Raw genomic sequence first — 15,303 nt, forward strand, 5'->3', positions numbered from 1 at the left:
GATATAAGCTGACCAATCGGTCGATGAATGGGAGAATCATCGGCCTCATCTGGAAATCACTGGGGTCTTTCATGACTGATGCCTTCATCTGCGACGCGATCCGCACGCCGGTCGGCCGGTACGGCGGGGCGCTTGCGACGATCCGGGCCGACGATCTGGCCGCGCTGCCGTTGCAGGCGCTGATGTCGCGGAATCCAGATGTGGACTGGTCTGCCGTGGACGACGTGATCCTGGGCTGCGCCAACCAGGCGGGCGAGGACAACCGCAACGTGGCCCGCATGGCCGTGCTGCTGTCGGGGATGCCCATCGGTGTGCCGGGCACCACGGTCAATCGGCTGTGCGGTTCGGGCATGGACGCGATCGGCATGGCGGCGCGTGCGATCCGTGCGGGCGATTGCGACTTCATGGTCGCGGGCGGCGTCGAAAGCATGACCCGCGCGCCCTTCGTGATGCCCAAGGCCGAAACAGCCTTTGCGCGCGCCAACGCCGTCTACGACACCACCATCGGCTGGCGCTTCCCGAACCCCGCGCTGCGCAAGGCTTATGGCACGGACTCGATGCCGGAAACCGCCGACAACGTGGCGGCTGACTATGGCATCAGCCGCGCCGATCAGGACGCCTTTGCCGCCCGGTCGCAGGACCGCTGGGCTGCCGCGCAGGCTGCGGGAATCTTCCGGGACGAGATCGTGCCGGTGCATGTGCCCCAGAAGAAGGGCGATCACCTTACCGTCGATACCGACGAACATCCCCGCCCCGGCACCACGGTCGAGACGCTGGCAAAGCTGAAGGGCGTGAACGGTCCCGACCTGACGGTGACGGCGGGCAACGCGTCCGGCGTGAACGACGGGGCGGCCGCCCTTGCGATCCTGTCCGAGGACGCGGCCCGCGCCCAAGGCCTGACGCCCAAGGCGCGCATCTTGGCAATGGCCGCCGCCGGAGTCGAGCCGCGCGTCATGGGCATCGGCCCGGTGCCTGCGGCGCGCAGGGTTCTGGCACGTGCGGGCCTGTCGCTGGACCAGATGGATGTGATAGAATTGAACGAAGCCTTTGCCGCGCAGGGATTGGCCGTGCTTCGTGACCTGGGACTTGCCGACGACGATCCGCGCGTGAATCCGAATGGCGGCGCCATCGCCATCGGGCACCCCTTGGGCATGTCCGGCGCCCGGCTTGTCACCACCGCGATGTACCAGTTGATCCGCACCGGCGGGAAATACGCGCTTTGCACCATGTGCGTCGGCGTGGGCCAGGGCATCGCCATCATCATCGAACGCGTCTGAAGGGAGGGACTGCCATGTATGCACAGCTGGTCAAATCCGAAGGGTCGAAATCCCGCGAGGACATGACGCCCGAGGAGATCGCCTTTCAGGACCGCATCGACCGGAACGAGAAGATCGAGCCCAAGGAATGGATGCCCGAGGGCTATCGCAAGACGCTGATCCGCCAGATCGGCCAGCACGCGCATTCGGAAATCGTGGGCCAGCTTCCCGAAGGCAACTGGATCACCCGCGCCCCCACGCTGGAACGCAAGGCGATCCTGCTGGCCAAGGTCCAGGACGAGGCGGGGCATGGGCTTTACCTGTATTGCGCCGCGGAAACCTTGGGCGTGTCGCGCGACGAGCTTCTGGAAAAGCTGCACAGCGGCAACATGAAGTATTCGTCGATCTTCAACTATCCCACCTTGACCTGGGCCGACATGGGCGCTGTCGGCTGGCTGGTCGATGGCGCGGCGATCATGAACCAGGTGCCGCTGCAGCGCACGTCATACGGCCCGTATTCCCGCGCGATGATCCGCATCTGCAAGGAGGAGTCGTTCCACCAGCGGCAGGGTTACGACATCATGATGAAGATGTGCGCGGGCACCCCGGAACAGAAGGCCATGGCGCAGGACGCGCTGAACCGCTTCTGGTATCCGGCGCTGATGATGTTCGGCCCGTCCGACAAGGACTCGGTCCATTCCGCGCAGTCGATGGCGTGGAAGATCAAGATGAACACCAATGACGAACTGCGCCAGAAGTTCGTGGACCAGACCGTGCCGCAGGCCGAATACCTGGGCCTGACCGTTCCCGACCCGGACCTGAAATGGAACGAGGAAAAGGGCGGCTATGACTTCAGCGAGCCCGACTGGTCCGAGTTCTTCGCCGTGATCGCCGGCAACGGGCCCTGCAACGCCGAACGCCTGGGCGCCCGCGTCAAGGCCTGGGAGGACGGCGCCTGGTTCCGTGACGGGCTGATGGCGCACGCCGCCAAGGCCGGCGAACGCGCCCGCACGGCCCGCCACGCCGCAGAATAGGGACGCGCCCCGCGCACCCAGCCACAACCCGCATCTTTGGGAGGAGCCATCATGTCCAGCGAATGGCCGCTTTGGGAAATCTTCATCCGGGGCCAGCACGGCCTGAACCACCGCCATGTCGGCAGCCTGCACGCGCCCGACGCAGAGATGGCGATCCGCAACGCCCGTGACGTTTATACCCGCCGGAACGAGGGCGTTTCGATCTGGGTAGTCAAGTCGAATGACATCACCGCGTCCTCGCCCTCGGAAAAGGGGCCGCTTTATGATCCGTCGAACAGCAAGGTTTATCGCCACCCGACCTTCTTCGACATCCCCGACGAGATAGGGCATATGTGATGCCGTCGCTTCCCGACATGACCACCCCGAACCTGACCGCGCTTGCCGGTCAGGCCCTGGCCGACAGCGGCCATGTGGCGGTGCCTGCCCCCGATGCCGGGCAGCCCGAATTCGTGGAATTCCTGCAGCGGATGGGCGACAATGCGTTAATCCTGGGCCATCGCGTGTCGGAATGGTGCGGCCACGCCCCGGCGCTCGAGGAAGACATCGCGCTTGCCAACCAGGCGCTTGACCTGATCGGCCAGTGTCAATTGTGGCTGGGCCTTGCCGCCGAGGTCGAGGGCAAGGGCCGCGACGCAGACGCATTGGCCTATCTGCGCGACGCGGGCGCCTTCCGCAACCTGCTGCTGGTCGAGCTGCCCAACGGCGATTTCGGTGTCACGCTGATGCGTCAGTTCCTGTTCGACGCCTTCCATATCGAACTGCTGCGGGCGCTGAAGGCTTCGGCCGACAGCCGTGTGGCCGACATCGCCGCCAAGGCGGAAAAAGAGGTCGCCTATCACCTGGAACGGTCCGCCGACCTGGTGATCCGGCTTGGCGACGGGAGCGAGGAAAGCCGCGCCCGGATGCAGGCCGCGCTGACGAAGCTGTGGTCCTATACGGGCGAGATGTTCGTGGACGACGCCGTTGATGGGGCCATGTCCGACGCGGGCATCGCGCCGTTGCCGTCGTCGCTGAAACCCGCCTGGGACAGGACCGTCGCGGCGGTCCTGGACGAGGCCACGCTGGCCGCGCCGGCCGAGGCCTGGCAGCACGGGGTCAAGACGCCGGGCGGCAAGAAGGGCGTCCACACGGAACATCTGGGCTATATCCTGGCCGAGATGCAGTTCCTGCAGCGCGCCTATCCCGGCGCCAGGTGGTGATGCCATGTCCGTCACCACGCTGCCCCATACCGACCAGATCTGGGAATGGCTGTCGCAGGTGCCGGACCCGGAAATCCCCGTCATCAGCCTGACCGACCTGGGCATCATCCGCGACGTGCAGTGGCAGGGCGACACCCTGGTGGTCACGGTCACGCCGACTTATTCCGGCTGCCCCGCGACAGGCGTCATCAACCTGGACATAGAGACCGCCTTGCGCAGCCACGGCATCGAGAAGCTGGACCTGAAGCGCCAGCTTGCCCCCGCCTGGACAACCGACTGGATCACCGCCGAGGGCCGCGAGAAGCTGCGCGCCTATGGCATCGCGCCCCCGGTCGATGGGACGGCGGCGGATGGCGTGCTGGCGGGCCGGGTGTCGCGGCTGATGGGCAACAACCTGACCATCCAGTGCCCGCATTGCGGATCGACACACACGCAGAAGGTCAGCCAGTTCGGCTCGACCCCCTGCAAGGCCAGCTATCGCTGCACCGATTGCCTGGAACCCTTCGACTATTTCAAGTGCATCTGACTGCACGTCCCCCCTAGACGCCCAAGGAAAGACACCCCGATGGCACGCTTTCTGCCCCTGAAGGTCACCGATGTGCGCCGCGAAACCCGCGATGCGGTGGTGCTGACGCTGGCCCCGCGCGACGAGGATCGCGCCCTGTTCGACTTCACGCAAGGGCAATACCTGACCTTCCGCCGCAGCTTCGATGGCGAGGAATTGCGCCGGTCCTATTCCATCTGCGCGGGCGTCGATGACGGCTGCCTGCAGGTGGGCATCAAGCGTGTCGATGGGGGGGCCTTTTCCACCTGGGCGAACGAGAACCTGGCGCCGGGCGATATGATCGAGGCGATGCCGCCGATGGGCAAGTTTTCCCTGCCCTTGGACCCGAACGCCGCCCGCCATTACGTCGGTTTCGCCGCCGGATCGGGGATCACGCCGGTCCTGTCCATCGTCAAGACGGTGCTGCGGCGGGAACCGAAATCGCGCTTCACGCTGGTCTATGCCAACCGACAGATCAGCAGCATCATGTTCCGCGAGGAGCTTGAGGATCTGAAGAACCTCTATCTCGGCCGCTTCTCGGTCCTCCATGTGCTGGAAAGCGAGGCGCAGGAGATCGACCTCTTCACCGGCCGCATCGACGCCGCCAAGATGACGGCGCTGTTCGACCGCTGGATTGACCCGAAATCGGTGGACGCCGCCTTCATCTGTGGGCCGGAACCGATGATGCTGACCGTGGCGCAGTCCCTGCGCGACCATGGGCTGCGCGACGACCAAATCCGGTTCGAACTGTTCGCATCAGGCCAGCCGGGCCGCGCCAAGGCCCGCCCGGTGTCGAAGGCCACCGAAGCGGGCGAGGGAACGCAGGCCACCGTCACGCTGGATGGCGCCACCCGCAGCTTTTCCATGCCGCGCGAAGGCCAGACGATCCTGGACGCCGCCATCGCCAGCAACATGGACGCGCCCTATTCCTGCAAGGCGGGCGTCTGTTCCACCTGCCGCTGCAAGGTGCTGGAAGGCGAGGTCGAGATGGCCGTGAACCACGCGCTTGAAGACTACGAGGTGCGGGCCGGTTACGTCCTGTCCTGCCAGTCCTATCCGCTGACCGACCGCGTCGTCGTGACCTATGACGAATGAGGGCGCCATGTCCGACACCATGAATATCGAGGACTATCTGGCCCAGGGCGGTGTCCTGACCGCGCTCGGCAATGTCCCCGCCCGCTATCGCGGCGAGTTGATGCGGCTGATGTCGTCCTTCGTGGACAGCGAACTGGCGGCATCCGCCGGGTTTGCCTCGTCCATCAACTTTGCGCCGGGCATCAAGGAACGGATCGCGGCCAGCCGGATCACGCTGGAAAAGGCCGATCATGCCGAACGCGTGCTGGCGGTGATGGGCGATTTCGGCACCGACACGCGCCGCTATCAAAGCCAGCACGACTGGGCCGCCCGCGTGGAACGCGACACCGACCTGGGCGCGACCCGCCGCGAAGGCGACATGCGGCTGTCGGTGTTTCATTATCCGATCAACGGCTGGACCGACGCGGTGGTGATGAAAGTGCTGCAGGGCCTCGCCACCGGCGTGCAGATGGATGAACTGGCCCGCGTCTCCTACACCCCTCTGGCCGAGGTTTTCCGCGAAATCGCCCCGCGAGAGGCCCGCCATGCCGAACTGGGCCTGGAAGGTCTGGGCCGGATCGTCGGGAACGGCGGTCAGTCCGAAGTGCAGGCAAGCCTTGCCTATTGGCGTCCGCGCGTGGCGGCGGGCTTCGGCGTTGCCAACTCGGCCCGCTACGACACGCAGGCGCGGTTCGGCATCCGCCATACCCCGAACGAAACGCTGCTGGCCCGCTGGGAAAAGCTGGTCGGCGAACATTTGGGCGCTTTGGGTCTGTGAACCCTCGCCCCGTTGACGAAAAAGGAACTGCCATGACCATGACGCTTCGCGCCCCGCGCCGCTTGGAAAGCTTTGTCTGCGGGGAATGGGTGCCCGGTGCGAAGGAAGGGCAGACCCTTTTGGACGCCGCCACCGGCGCGCCGGTGGCGACGATCGATTCCACCGGCATCGACTTCGCCGCGGCGCTTGACCATGGCCGCACCAAGGCGGGGCCAAGGCTGCGGGCCATGACCTTTCATGAACGCGCGGGAATGCTGAAGGCGCTTGGCCTGGCGCTGATGGCGCAGAAGGAAGACTTCTACGCCGAAAGCCTGCATACCGGCGCGACCCGTTCCGATGGGTGGGTCGATATCGAGGGGGGCATCGGCACCATGCTGACCTTCGCCTCGAAGGGCCGGCGCGAGTTGCCAAACACCCGCGTCCTGACCGACGGCGACGTGGAGCCGCTGTCGAAAGACAACAGCTTCAGCGCCCAGCATATCCTGACCCCGCTGCATGGCGTGGCGATCCATATCAACGCCTTCAACTTCCCCGTCTGGGGGATGCTGGAAAAGATCGCGCCCACGCTGCTGGCGGGCGTGCCCTGCCTGGTCAAGCCCGCCAGCCAGACCGCCTATCTGACCGAGCTGGTGGTGCGACGCATCATCGACACCGGCATCCTGCCCGAAGGCGCGCTGCAACTGGTCTGCGGATCGGTGGGCGACCTGCTGGACCATGTGACCGAACAGGACGCCGTGACCTTCACCGGCTCGGCCCATACGGGGCGAAAGCTGAGAACGCATCCCGCGATCGTCAACCATTCCGTCCGCTTCACGATGGAGGCCGACAGCCTGAACGCCACCATCCTGGGTCCTGATGCCGTGGCGGGCACGCCCGAGTTCGACCTGTTCGTGCGCGAGGTCGCGCGCGAGATGACCTCGAAGGCGGGCCAGAAATGTACCGCTATCCGCCGCGTCATCGCCCCGCGCGGGCAGGTTGACGCACTGATCGCCGCCCTGCGCGACCGCCTGGACAAGACTGCCCTTGGCCTGCCCGGCGAGGAAGGCACGCGCATGGGCCCGCTTGCCAGCCTGGGCCAGCGGGACGAGGTTCGGGCGCGCATCCGCGAATTGCAGGCGGTGGCGGAAATCGTGGCGGGCAACCCCGACGACGTGCGCATTGGGTCCGGCGACGCCAAAAAGGGCGCCTTCCTGAACCCGGTCCTGCTTTACGCGGACAAGCCCTTCGAGGCCGCCCCGGTCCACGATTGCGAAGCCTTCGGGCCGGTCTCCACCGTCATGGCCTATGACGATCTTGACGAAGCGGTGGCGCTTGCCGCACGCGGACGTGGGTCGCTGGTCTCGTCCATCTTCACGGACGACAAGGATGTGGCCGAACGCGTGGTCTTGGGCGTGGCGCCCTTCCATGGGCGGGTGCTGATCGGCAACCGCGCCTCGGCCAAGTCGTCCACCGGGCATGGCTCGCCCTTGGCGCCGCTGGTCCATGGCGGCCCCGGCCGCGCCGGCGGGGGCGAGGAGATGGGCGGCATCCGGGGCGTCAAGCATTTCATGCAGCGCACCGCCGTCCAGGGCACGCCCCGCCTGCTGTCGGCGGTCACGGGCCGCTGGATCGAGGGCGCGGAGACGCAGCAAGGCATCCATCCCTTCCGCAAGTCCCTGGCGGACCTGCACATCGGCGACCAGTTGGTCACGGCGGCGCGCCAGGTGACGCAGGAGGATGTCGAGCATTTCGCGCATTTCACCGGCGACACCTTCTACGCCCATATGGACAGCGACGCCGCCAAGGCCAACCCCTTCTTCGACGACCGCGTGGCGCATGGCTATCTGATCGCCAGCTTCGCGGCGGGCCTGTTCGTCGAACCCAATCCCGGCCCGGTGCTGGCGAACTATGGCGTCGATAACCTGCGCTTCCTGACCCCCGTCTATTTCGGCGACAGCCTGCAGGTCCGCCTGACCTGCAAGGAGATCAATCCCCGCGAAAATGCTGGCCACGGAGAAGTCCGCTGGGACTGCCAGGTCACGAACCAGAACGGCGCCGTGGTCGCGCAATATGACGTGCTGACGATGGTGGCCAAGCAATGGCCCCCGGTGGCATGATGGCGAAGGTCTTTTCCTGGGACGGGATCGTGCCGGTCATCGACCCCGCGGCTTTCGTCCACCCCGAGGCGGTGGTGATCGGCGACGTGATCGTGGGCCCCGGCGTCTATGTCGGCCCCTGCGCCGTCCTGCGCGGCGATTTCGGCCGGATCGTGCTGCACGAAGGCTCGAACGTGCAGGAAACCTGCGTGATCCACTCCTTTCCCGGCAAGGATGTCGTGGTCGAGGAATCGGGCCATATCGGCCACGGCGCCGTCCTGCACGGCTGCCATATCGGCCGGAATGCCATGGTCGGCATGAACGCCGTGGTCATGGACGAGGCGGTCGTGGGCGAGAACACGATCATCGCCGCCATGGCCTTCGTGAAGGCCGGGGCGCAGATCCCGCCGAATTCGCTGGCGGTCGGGTCGCCCGCGAAGGTGGTGCGTGAACTGTCGGCCGAGGAGATCGCCTGGAAGCGGCAGGGCACCGGCGTCTATCAGCAGCTTGCGGTCGAGGCGCGCGAGAAGCTGGCCCCGGCGGTCGCGCTGTCCGAGGTGGAGCCGGACCGGCGCCGCGCCGAGGCGCCGAAGTACGATCCGCTGGTCATGGCCCGGAAAAGGTTCGAGAAGTAGCCGCGGTCCTGCACCTGTCGGCGCCTTGTCGCCACGTGCGGTTTTTCATGGTGCGGAAACAGCCGGTTGCGCCTTATATCCTCATCGAGTCTGTCAGGAGCGTGGACATGAAGCTTGCATCGACATTGACCGCGGCCGGGTTGATCTTCGCCACCCTTGCCGGCGCGCCGGCAGTTGCGGATCCGGGACATGGCAAGGGCCACGGCAAGGCTCATGCCCGTCACGCCGAACGGCACGAACACCGCGACCGCTATGACGCCCACTGCCCTCCCGGCCTTGCCAAGAAGGGGCCGCGCTGCATTCCGCCCGGCCATGCCAGGAAACACGATCATCACCGCCACCATGTGGGCGAGGTGCTGCGGCGTGGCGACTATGCCATCATCCGCGACCCCCGGCGCTACGACCTCGAAGACCGGCGCGGGTGGGATTATTACCGCGACGACAACAGCATCTATCGCGTGGACAGCAACACGCAGAAGATCTTGGCGGTCATCAACCTGATCAACGCGTTCTCGAACTGATCGCGGGGGCCGCGCGCCGGCCCCTCATTTCACCGCCTTGATCCCCTCCAGGATCAGCGTCGTCGCCACGTCCGCATAATCCTCGCGGCTGATGCGGCCGCCGTCCTTGAACCACATGTAGACCCAGTTCATCATGCCGAACAGCGACATGGTGACGGGCATCAGCAGCGGGCGTTCGCGGTTGTTCAGGTCCGGGTTGATCTGGTCCAGTACGGCGGAAAACCGTTTCACGATGCCGCGCTCGACCTCCATGATCTGCGCCTTCTGGTCGTCGGTCAGCGCGGCGGTGGCGTTTAACTGCACCTTGTGCTGGTTGTCGGCCCCCCGATAGGTGTCCAGCACCGCGCCCACCAGGCTGCGCAGCCGCTGGTGCGGCGGCAGGGCCGGGTCGTCGGCAGCCTCGATAGCCCCCTGCAACTCCTCGAGATGCGTCATGATGATCGCGAAGATCAGCGCGTCCTTGGACGGATAGTAATGATAAAGCAGCGCCTTGCTGACCTGGGCCTGCTGGGCGATCTGCGACATCGAGGCCTTTTCCATGCCCTGTTCGGCAAAGACAAGCGCCGCATGATCCAGGATGATGCGGCTCTTTTCCTCGAAATCCTGTGCGCGCGTTCGCGCCATGGGGTCACTTTCCTGTTGGTCGTGTGCCGCTTTAACCGGGGGCCGCGGCAAAGTCACCACGGCCCCCGACGCGGACTTATTCTTTCGGACGGTTGTCGATCACACGCTTGGCCTTGCCTTCCGACCGGGCAACGCCGCCGGGATCAAGCACCGTGATCCGGGTCGAGACGCCTACGACAGACTTGATGTGATGCGACAGTTCCTTGGCCGACACGGCCCGGGCATCCGCCGCGCAGTACTCCTCGACGCATTCGACATGGACGGTCATGCAGTCCATCCGGCCTTCGCGGGTCAGTTCGATCTGGAAATGCGGGGCGAGGCCCGCGCATTTCAGGATCTGCTCCTCGATCTGGGTCGGAAAGACGTTGACGCCGCGCAGGATGATCATGTCGTCGCAGCGCCCGGTGATCTTCTCGATCCGGCGCATGGACCGGGCGGTGCCGGGCAGAAGCCGCGTCAGGTCGCGGGTGCGATAGCGCACCATCGGCAGGCCTTCCTTGGTCAGCGTGGTGAAGACCAGTTCGCCCATTTCGCCATCGGGCAGCGGCTCGCCCGTCACGGGGTCGATGATCTCGGGGTAGAAGTGGTCTTCCCAGACATGCAGGCCGTCCTTGGTCTCGACACATTCCATCGCGACGCCCGGTCCCATCACCTCGGACAGGCCATAGATGTCGACGGCGTGCATGTCGAAGGCTTCCTCGATTTCGTGGCGCATGGCATTGGTCCAGGGCTCGGCGCCGAAGATGCCGACCTGCAGCGACGACTGGCGCGGGTCGAGGCCCTGGCGGCGGAACTCGTCCAGGATCGACAGCATGTAGGATGGCGTGACCATGATGATCCGCGGCTTGAAGTCGTTGATCAGCGTCACCTGCCGTTCTGTCATGCCGCCTGACATGGGAACCACAGTGCAGCCAAGCCGCTCGGCCCCGTAATGGGCGCCAAGGCCGCCGGTGAACAGGCCATAGCCATAGGCGTTGTGCAGCATGTCGCCGGGGCGCCCGCCGCCTGCGCGGATCGACCGGGCGATCAGGTTCGACCAATGGTCGATGTCGGCCTGGGTATAACCCACCACAGTCGGCTTGCCGGTGGTGCCGGACGATCCGTGGATGCGCACCAGCTTGGACTGCGGCACGGCGAACATGCCGAAGGGATAGCAGTCGCGCAAATCCTGCTTCACGGTGAAAGGGAACTTCGCGATGTCCCGCAAGGTCTTCAGGTCCTCGGGGTGGACATCGGCCTCGATGAACCTCTTGCGGTAGAAGGGCGAGTTTTCGAAGGCGTGCTTCAGCGACCGCTTCATGCGGTGGAATTGCAGCGCCTCGATCTCGTCGCGCGACGCCGTCTCGATCGGGTCGAGATCCTTGGGGTTCGGGGTCAGGTCTTCCATGGGTCTCCTCCCTCTCGGTGCGGTCAGGCGGGCAGGTGCGTGCCCTTGATGGTGCGCGAATGGCCGCGGAACTCGGCCACGTGGTCGCCGTCCTGGTTGGTGATGCGGATGTCGTAGATGCCGGACCGGCCCCGACGCGAGGTTTCCGTGGCGGTCGCCGTCAGCCGGTCCCCGATGCGGCCGGGGATCAGGTAGGTGATGGAACAATGCTGCGCCACGGCCATCTGGTTGTAGCTGTTGCAGGCGAAGGCAAAGGCGCTGTCGGCCAGCGTGAAGATATAGCCGCCATGCGCGTTTCCGTGGCCGTTCGACATGGTGTCCGTGATGGTCATGGACAGCGTGGCCTGGCCGGGCGCGATGTAATCCAGGCTCATGCCAAGCCGCTGGCTGGCCGAATCGTCGTTCCACATGGCGCGGGCCGAGGCTTCGGCGATCTCCTGCGGGGTCATCTCGCTGACGGGTTTCATTGGCCGCTGAACCGGGCCGGGCGCTTTTCCAGGAAGGCGGTGACGCCCTCGGCGTAATCGGCACTGCGGCCCGCCTGCTGCTGGCAGTCGCGTTCGGCGTCAAGCTGCTGGTCCAGGCTGTTGGTCGCGGCCTGCTGGATCAGCCGCTTGGTCAGGCCAAGGCCCAAGGTCGGGCCTGCGGCCAGAGACCGGGCCAGGGCTTCCGCCTCGGACATCAGGTCGGCATCCTCGACCGCCTTCCAGATCAAGCCCCAGTCGGCGGCCTTTTCGGCCATCAGCGGCTCGGCCGTCAGGGCAAGCGCCTTGGCGCGGGGTTCGCCCAGGATGCGGGCCAGATGCCAGGTGCCGCCCGCGTCGGGGATCAGGCCGATCTTGGCAAAGGCCTGGATGAATTTCGCCGATTTTGCGGCCAGCACGATGTCGCAGGCGAAGGCGATGTTGGCCCCCGCCCCCGCCGCCACGCCGTTGACTGCGCAAACGACCGGCTTATCCAGCGACCGGATCAGCCGCAGCGTCGGGTTGTAAAAGGTGTCCAGCGTTTTCCCCAGATCCGGCGCGGGCCCGCCCTTGCGCGGATCGCGGTCGCCCAAGTCCTGCCCGGCGCAGAAGCCGCGCCCCGCGCCGGTCAGCAGCACCGCCCGCACCGCCGAATCGTCATGCGCCCGCTGGATGCCGTCCCGCAGCGCCAAGTGCATCTCTTCGTTGAAGGAATTGAGCTTCTCGGGACGGTTCAACGTCAGCGTCAGAACGCCGTCGGCCAAGGCCGACAGCACCGTCGGGGATGCGGTCATGGTGTTTCTCCCTTCGTGCCGATTTCTCGGCCTCCTCGAAGAAATCTGTTGCATAAACCGACCGGCCGGTCAATGATATTTGCAAGCCGGAGGAGGAAGCCGGCGGAGGAGCCCATGACCGAACTGTTTACCCGTCATCGCCGGATGCTGGAGGATGCCGTTCAGGCGCTGTCCACACGCGCCTTCTGGACCCCCTTCCCCGAGGTGCCCAGCGGCAAGTTCTATGGCGAAACGGCCAAGGCGGATGGCGAGGCAGCTTATGCGGCGCTTCTGGGCAGCGACTTCGCCTTGCCCGGCCACCCCGAGCAGCGCCGCCTTGGGGCGGAGGTTTCGCCTTGGGGCAATTCGCTGGGCATCACCTATCCGGCGGCGGATGCGCCTGCCCTGATCGCGGCGGCGCAGGCTGCGGCTGACGATCTGGCGGCGGCGAGCGTGGAACAGCGCGTCGGCGCCTGCCTGGAGACCCTGTCGCGGCTGAACCGGATCAGCTTCCTGCTGGGCCATGCGACGATGCACACCACGGGCCAAGCCTTCGCAATGGCCTTCCAGGCGGGCGGGCCCCACGCGCAGGATCGCGGGCTCGAGGCGGTTGCCGTGGCGTGGACGGAAATGACCCGCTTCGCCGATGCCGCCCGATGGGAAAAGCCGCAGGGCAAGGCCCCTGCCCTTGTGATCGACAAGCGGTGGACGCTGGTGCCTGCGGGAATCGCCCTGACGATCGGCTGCAACACCTTCCCGACCTGGAACAGCTATCCCGGCATCTTCGCCAGCCTCGCCACCGGCAGCCCGGTGATCGTGAAGCCGCATCCCGCCGCGATCCTGCCGCTGGCCCTGACCGTGCAGGTCGCCCGCGAGGTCCTGGTGGAAGCCGGCCTGCCCGCCGACGCCATCCTGCTAGCGGTGGATGAGCCGGGGGCCGAGATCACCAAGCAACTGGCGACCGATCCCACCGTGCGGCTGATCGACTATACCGGGTCGTCAGCCTTCGGCACCTGGCTGCGCGAGAATGCCAAGCAGGCGCAGATCTTCACCGAGGAAACGGGCGTCAACAGCGTGGTCATTGCTGCCACCGATGACTTTGACGGGATGTGCGCCAATCTGGCCTTCTCGCTGTCGCTTTATTCCGGGCAGATGTGCACCGCGCCGCAGAACATTTATGTGCCGCAAGGCGGGATCGCGGCGGATCAGGGGCACAAGTCCTTCGATCAGGTGGCAGCCGGTCTGGCCGCAGCCATCGACACCTTGCTGGCCGATCCCAAGCAGGCGGCGGGCATCTGCGGCGCCATCGCCAATCCCGCCACGCGCGACCGGGTGGAACAGGCCCGCGCGCAGGGCCGCGTCATCCGCGACGGCACGCCGCTGCTGCTGGCGGTGGATGCCGACGCCCCTGTCGCGCAGGACGAATGCTTCGGTCCGGTGGGTTTCGTCATCCCCTGCGCGGATGCCGACGACGGCATTGCCCGCGCCACCGAACTTGCTGCGACCAAGGGCGCCATCACAGCCGCGCTCTACGACACCGACGATGCCCGCATCGGGCGCGCCGTTCGCGCCTTCGCCCGCGCAGGCGTGAACCTGTCGGTCAACCTGACCGGCAACATCTTCGTCAACCAGTCGGCGGCCTTCAGCGATTTCCATGTGACGGGGGCCAACCCCGCCGGAAACGCCAGCCTGACCGACTGCGCCTTTGTCGCGACCCGCTTTCGCCGCGTGATGTGGCGCAGGCCCGCCGCCGTTACCGTTTGACCAAGTTCTCTGGGGAGGAGACGACAATGCAGAAGACCCTGACCACCACGGCCCTTGCCACGTTGCTGGCCCTGGGCGCGACCGCCGCATCCGCCGAAATCCGCATCGGCGCGTCCGTTTCGGCCACCGGCCCCGCCGCCTTCCTGGGCGATCCCGAGGCGAAGACCCTGGAAATGCTGGTCGAGCAGATCAACGAGAACGGCGGCATCAACGGCGAGGAAATCGCCCTGACGCTCTATGACGACGGTGGCGATCCCAACAAGGCGCGCACCTTCGCCACCCGCCTGATCGAGGATGACGAGGTCGTGGCGATCATCGGCGGATCCACCACCGGCACTTCCATGTCGATCCTGTCGGTCTCCGAGGATAACGAGATCCCCTTCATCTCGCTGGCCGGCGCCATCGAGATCATCGACCCGGTCAAGCCCTTCACCTTCAAGACGCCCCATACCGACCGCATGGCCTGCCAGAAGATCTTCGAGGACATGCAGAAGCGCCAGATCACCACGATCGGCATGATCTCGGGCACCGACGGCTTCGGCGCGTCGATGCAGGCGCAGTGCAAGGACGTGGTGGGCGAATACGGCATCACCGTCGCCGCGGACGAGACCTATAACCCGACCGACGCCGACATGACCACGCAGCTGACCAAGATCCGCAACACCGAAGGCGTGCAGGCCGTGCTGAACCCCGGCTTCGGCCAGGGCCCGTCCATCGTGACGCGCAACTATCGCCAGCTTGCCATCGACCTGCCGCTGTATCAGTCGCATGGCGTGGCATCCGACGGCTTCATCGAACTGGCCGGGGCCGAGGCCGCCGAGGGCGTGCGCCTGCCCGGCACCGCCCTGCTGATCGCAGACCAACTGGGCGCGGACGACCCGCAGAAGCCCGTCGTCGATGCCTACAAGACCGCCTTCGAGGAAAAGACCGGCACCTCGGTCGGCACCTTCGGCGGCTATGCCCATGACGCCTTCCTGATCCTGACCGACGCCATCACCCGCGCCGGCAGCGCCGAGCCGCAGGCGATCCGCGACGCCATCGAGTCCACCAGCGGCCTGGCCGGCACCACCGGCATCTACAACATGTCGGCCGAGGATCACCTGGGCCTCGACCTCTCTGCCTTCCGCATGCTCGAGATCAAGGGCGGCGAATGGACCGTGGTGGAATGATCCGCT

16 protein-coding genes are annotated in these 15,303 nt (G+C 66.0%); 12 read left to right on the forward strand and 4 right to left on the reverse strand.

The features are described from left to right. Positions 1–71: 71 nt before the first annotated feature. From pcaF to IE224_RS09265, 10 genes are all read left to right on the forward strand, one after another. Positions 72–1,277 carry a 3-oxoadipyl-CoA thiolase gene (gene pcaF / locus IE224_RS09220; protein ID WP_191309682.1) on the forward strand — a complete coding sequence of 402 codons (1,206 nt, stop codon included), beginning with the start codon at positions 72–74 and terminating at the stop codon, positions 1,275–1,277. 14 nt (positions 1,278–1,291) lie between these two features. Next, positions 1,292–2,290, forward strand: coding sequence for a 1,2-phenylacetyl-CoA epoxidase subunit PaaA (gene paaA / locus IE224_RS09225; RefSeq protein ID WP_167624031.1), 999 nt, complete (start codon positions 1,292–1,294; stop codon positions 2,288–2,290). A gap of 51 nt (positions 2,291–2,341) precedes the next feature. Then, entirely contained in the window at positions 2,342–2,626 is a 285-nt protein-coding gene (paaB, locus tag IE224_RS09230) for a 1,2-phenylacetyl-CoA epoxidase subunit PaaB (protein WP_167624032.1), read from the forward strand. Next, positions 2,626–3,489: a 1,2-phenylacetyl-CoA epoxidase subunit PaaC gene (gene paaC, locus IE224_RS09235; RefSeq protein WP_191309685.1), complete on the forward strand. Its 864-nt coding sequence runs from the start codon at positions 2,626–2,628 to the stop codon at positions 3,487–3,489. The genes paaB and paaC overlap by 1 nt, the downstream gene beginning before the upstream one ends. Before the next feature lie 4 nt (positions 3,490–3,493). After that, positions 3,494–4,015: a 1,2-phenylacetyl-CoA epoxidase subunit PaaD gene (gene paaD, locus IE224_RS09240; RefSeq protein WP_191309687.1), complete on the forward strand. Its 522-nt coding sequence runs from the start codon at positions 3,494–3,496 to the stop codon at positions 4,013–4,015. A gap of 39 nt (positions 4,016–4,054) precedes the next feature. Next, a complete protein-coding gene (gene paaE, locus IE224_RS09245) occupies positions 4,055–5,128 on the forward strand; it encodes a 1,2-phenylacetyl-CoA epoxidase subunit PaaE (protein ID WP_191309689.1) in 1,074 nt (357 codons plus the stop codon). Between the two features lie 7 nt (positions 5,129–5,135). Beyond that, positions 5,136–5,885 carry a Phenylacetic acid catabolic protein gene (locus tag IE224_RS09250; protein WP_191309691.1) on the forward strand — a complete coding sequence of 250 codons (750 nt, stop codon included), beginning with the start codon at positions 5,136–5,138 and terminating at the stop codon, positions 5,883–5,885. Between the two features lie 32 nt (positions 5,886–5,917). After that, on the forward strand, positions 5,918–7,981 hold the full coding sequence (gene paaZ, locus IE224_RS09255; protein WP_191309694.1) for a phenylacetic acid degradation bifunctional protein PaaZ: 2,064 nt from the start codon (positions 5,918–5,920) through the stop codon (positions 7,979–7,981). Further along, entirely contained in the window at positions 7,978–8,595 is a 618-nt protein-coding gene (locus IE224_RS09260) for an acyltransferase (protein ID WP_229849307.1), read from the forward strand. The genes paaZ and IE224_RS09260 overlap by 4 nt, the downstream gene beginning before the upstream one ends. A gap of 107 nt (positions 8,596–8,702) precedes the next feature. Then, positions 8,703–9,116: a hypothetical protein gene (locus tag IE224_RS09265; RefSeq protein ID WP_191309697.1), complete on the forward strand. Its 414-nt coding sequence runs from the start codon at positions 8,703–8,705 to the stop codon at positions 9,114–9,116. 24 nt (positions 9,117–9,140) lie between these two features. Here IE224_RS09265 and IE224_RS09270 read toward each other — a convergent pair whose 3' ends face one another. From IE224_RS09270 to paaG, 4 genes are all read right to left on the reverse strand, one after another. Beyond that, positions 9,141–9,740, reverse strand: a complete 600-nt coding sequence (locus tag IE224_RS09270) for a TetR/AcrR family transcriptional regulator (RefSeq protein ID WP_167624040.1) — start codon at positions 9,738–9,740, stop codon at positions 9,141–9,143. Between the two features lie 76 nt (positions 9,741–9,816). Then, on the reverse strand, positions 9,817–11,127 hold the full coding sequence (gene paaK / locus IE224_RS09275; RefSeq protein ID WP_191309700.1) for a phenylacetate--CoA ligase PaaK: 1,311 nt from the start codon (positions 11,125–11,127) through the stop codon (positions 9,817–9,819). Positions 11,128–11,150: 23 nt separating this feature from the next. Then, entirely contained in the window at positions 11,151–11,576 is a 426-nt protein-coding gene (gene paaI, locus IE224_RS09280; protein ID WP_202380176.1) for a hydroxyphenylacetyl-CoA thioesterase PaaI, read from the reverse strand. 14 nt (positions 11,577–11,590) lie between these two features. Further along, positions 11,591–12,385 carry a 2-(1,2-epoxy-1,2-dihydrophenyl)acetyl-CoA isomerase PaaG gene (gene paaG / locus IE224_RS09285; RefSeq protein WP_191309706.1) on the reverse strand — a complete coding sequence of 265 codons (795 nt, stop codon included), beginning with the start codon at positions 12,383–12,385 and terminating at the stop codon, positions 11,591–11,593. Positions 12,386–12,499: 114 nt separating this feature from the next. Between paaG and paaN the strand changes: the two genes are divergently transcribed. Together paaN and IE224_RS09295 are read left to right on the forward strand one after the other, a co-directional pair. Further along, positions 12,500–14,128: a phenylacetic acid degradation protein PaaN gene (gene paaN / locus IE224_RS09290; protein ID WP_191309709.1), complete on the forward strand. Its 1,629-nt coding sequence runs from the start codon at positions 12,500–12,502 to the stop codon at positions 14,126–14,128. Positions 14,129–14,154: 26 nt separating this feature from the next. After that, positions 14,155–15,297 carry an ABC transporter substrate-binding protein gene (locus tag IE224_RS09295; RefSeq protein ID WP_191309712.1) on the forward strand — a complete coding sequence of 381 codons (1,143 nt, stop codon included), beginning with the start codon at positions 14,155–14,157 and terminating at the stop codon, positions 15,295–15,297. The last annotated feature ends 6 nt before the right edge of the window (positions 15,298–15,303 follow it).

The organism is Paracoccus aerius (assembly GCF_014656455.1).
In the GTDB taxonomy this organism is placed as follows: Bacteria; Pseudomonadota; Alphaproteobacteria; order Rhodobacterales; family Rhodobacteraceae; genus Paracoccus; species Paracoccus aerius.

Coding starts and splice junctions, on each gene's coding strand:
- pcaF (WP_191309682.1), top strand. CDS start 72: ATGACTGATGCCTTCATCTGCGACGCGATCCGCACGCCGGTCGGCCGG.
- paaA (WP_167624031.1), top strand. CDS start 1,292: ATGTATGCACAGCTGGTCAAATCCGAAGGGTCGAAATCCCGCGAGGAC.
- paaB (WP_167624032.1), top strand. CDS start 2,342: ATGTCCAGCGAATGGCCGCTTTGGGAAATCTTCATCCGGGGCCAGCAC.
- paaC (WP_191309685.1), top strand. CDS start 2,626: ATGCCGTCGCTTCCCGACATGACCACCCCGAACCTGACCGCGCTTGCC.
- paaD (WP_191309687.1), top strand. CDS start 3,494: ATGTCCGTCACCACGCTGCCCCATACCGACCAGATCTGGGAATGGCTG.
- paaE (WP_191309689.1), top strand. CDS start 4,055: ATGGCACGCTTTCTGCCCCTGAAGGTCACCGATGTGCGCCGCGAAACC.
- IE224_RS09250 (WP_191309691.1), top strand. CDS start 5,136: ATGTCCGACACCATGAATATCGAGGACTATCTGGCCCAGGGCGGTGTC.
- paaZ (WP_191309694.1), top strand. CDS start 5,918: ATGACCATGACGCTTCGCGCCCCGCGCCGCTTGGAAAGCTTTGTCTGC.
- IE224_RS09260 (WP_229849307.1), top strand. CDS start 7,978: ATGATGGCGAAGGTCTTTTCCTGGGACGGGATCGTGCCGGTCATCGAC.
- IE224_RS09265 (WP_191309697.1), top strand. CDS start 8,703: ATGAAGCTTGCATCGACATTGACCGCGGCCGGGTTGATCTTCGCCACC.
- IE224_RS09270 (WP_167624040.1), bottom strand. CDS start 9,740: ATGGCGCGAACGCGCGCACAGGATTTCGAGGAAAAGAGCCGCATCATC.
- paaK (WP_191309700.1), bottom strand. CDS start 11,127: ATGGAAGACCTGACCCCGAACCCCAAGGATCTCGACCCGATCGAGACG.
- paaI (WP_202380176.1), bottom strand. CDS start 11,576: ATGACCCCGCAGGAGATCGCCGAAGCCTCGGCCCGCGCCATGTGGAAC.
- paaG (WP_191309706.1), bottom strand. CDS start 12,385: ATGACCGCATCCCCGACGGTGCTGTCGGCCTTGGCCGACGGCGTTCTG.
- paaN (WP_191309709.1), top strand. CDS start 12,500: ATGACCGAACTGTTTACCCGTCATCGCCGGATGCTGGAGGATGCCGTT.
- IE224_RS09295 (WP_191309712.1), top strand. CDS start 14,155: ATGCAGAAGACCCTGACCACCACGGCCCTTGCCACGTTGCTGGCCCTG.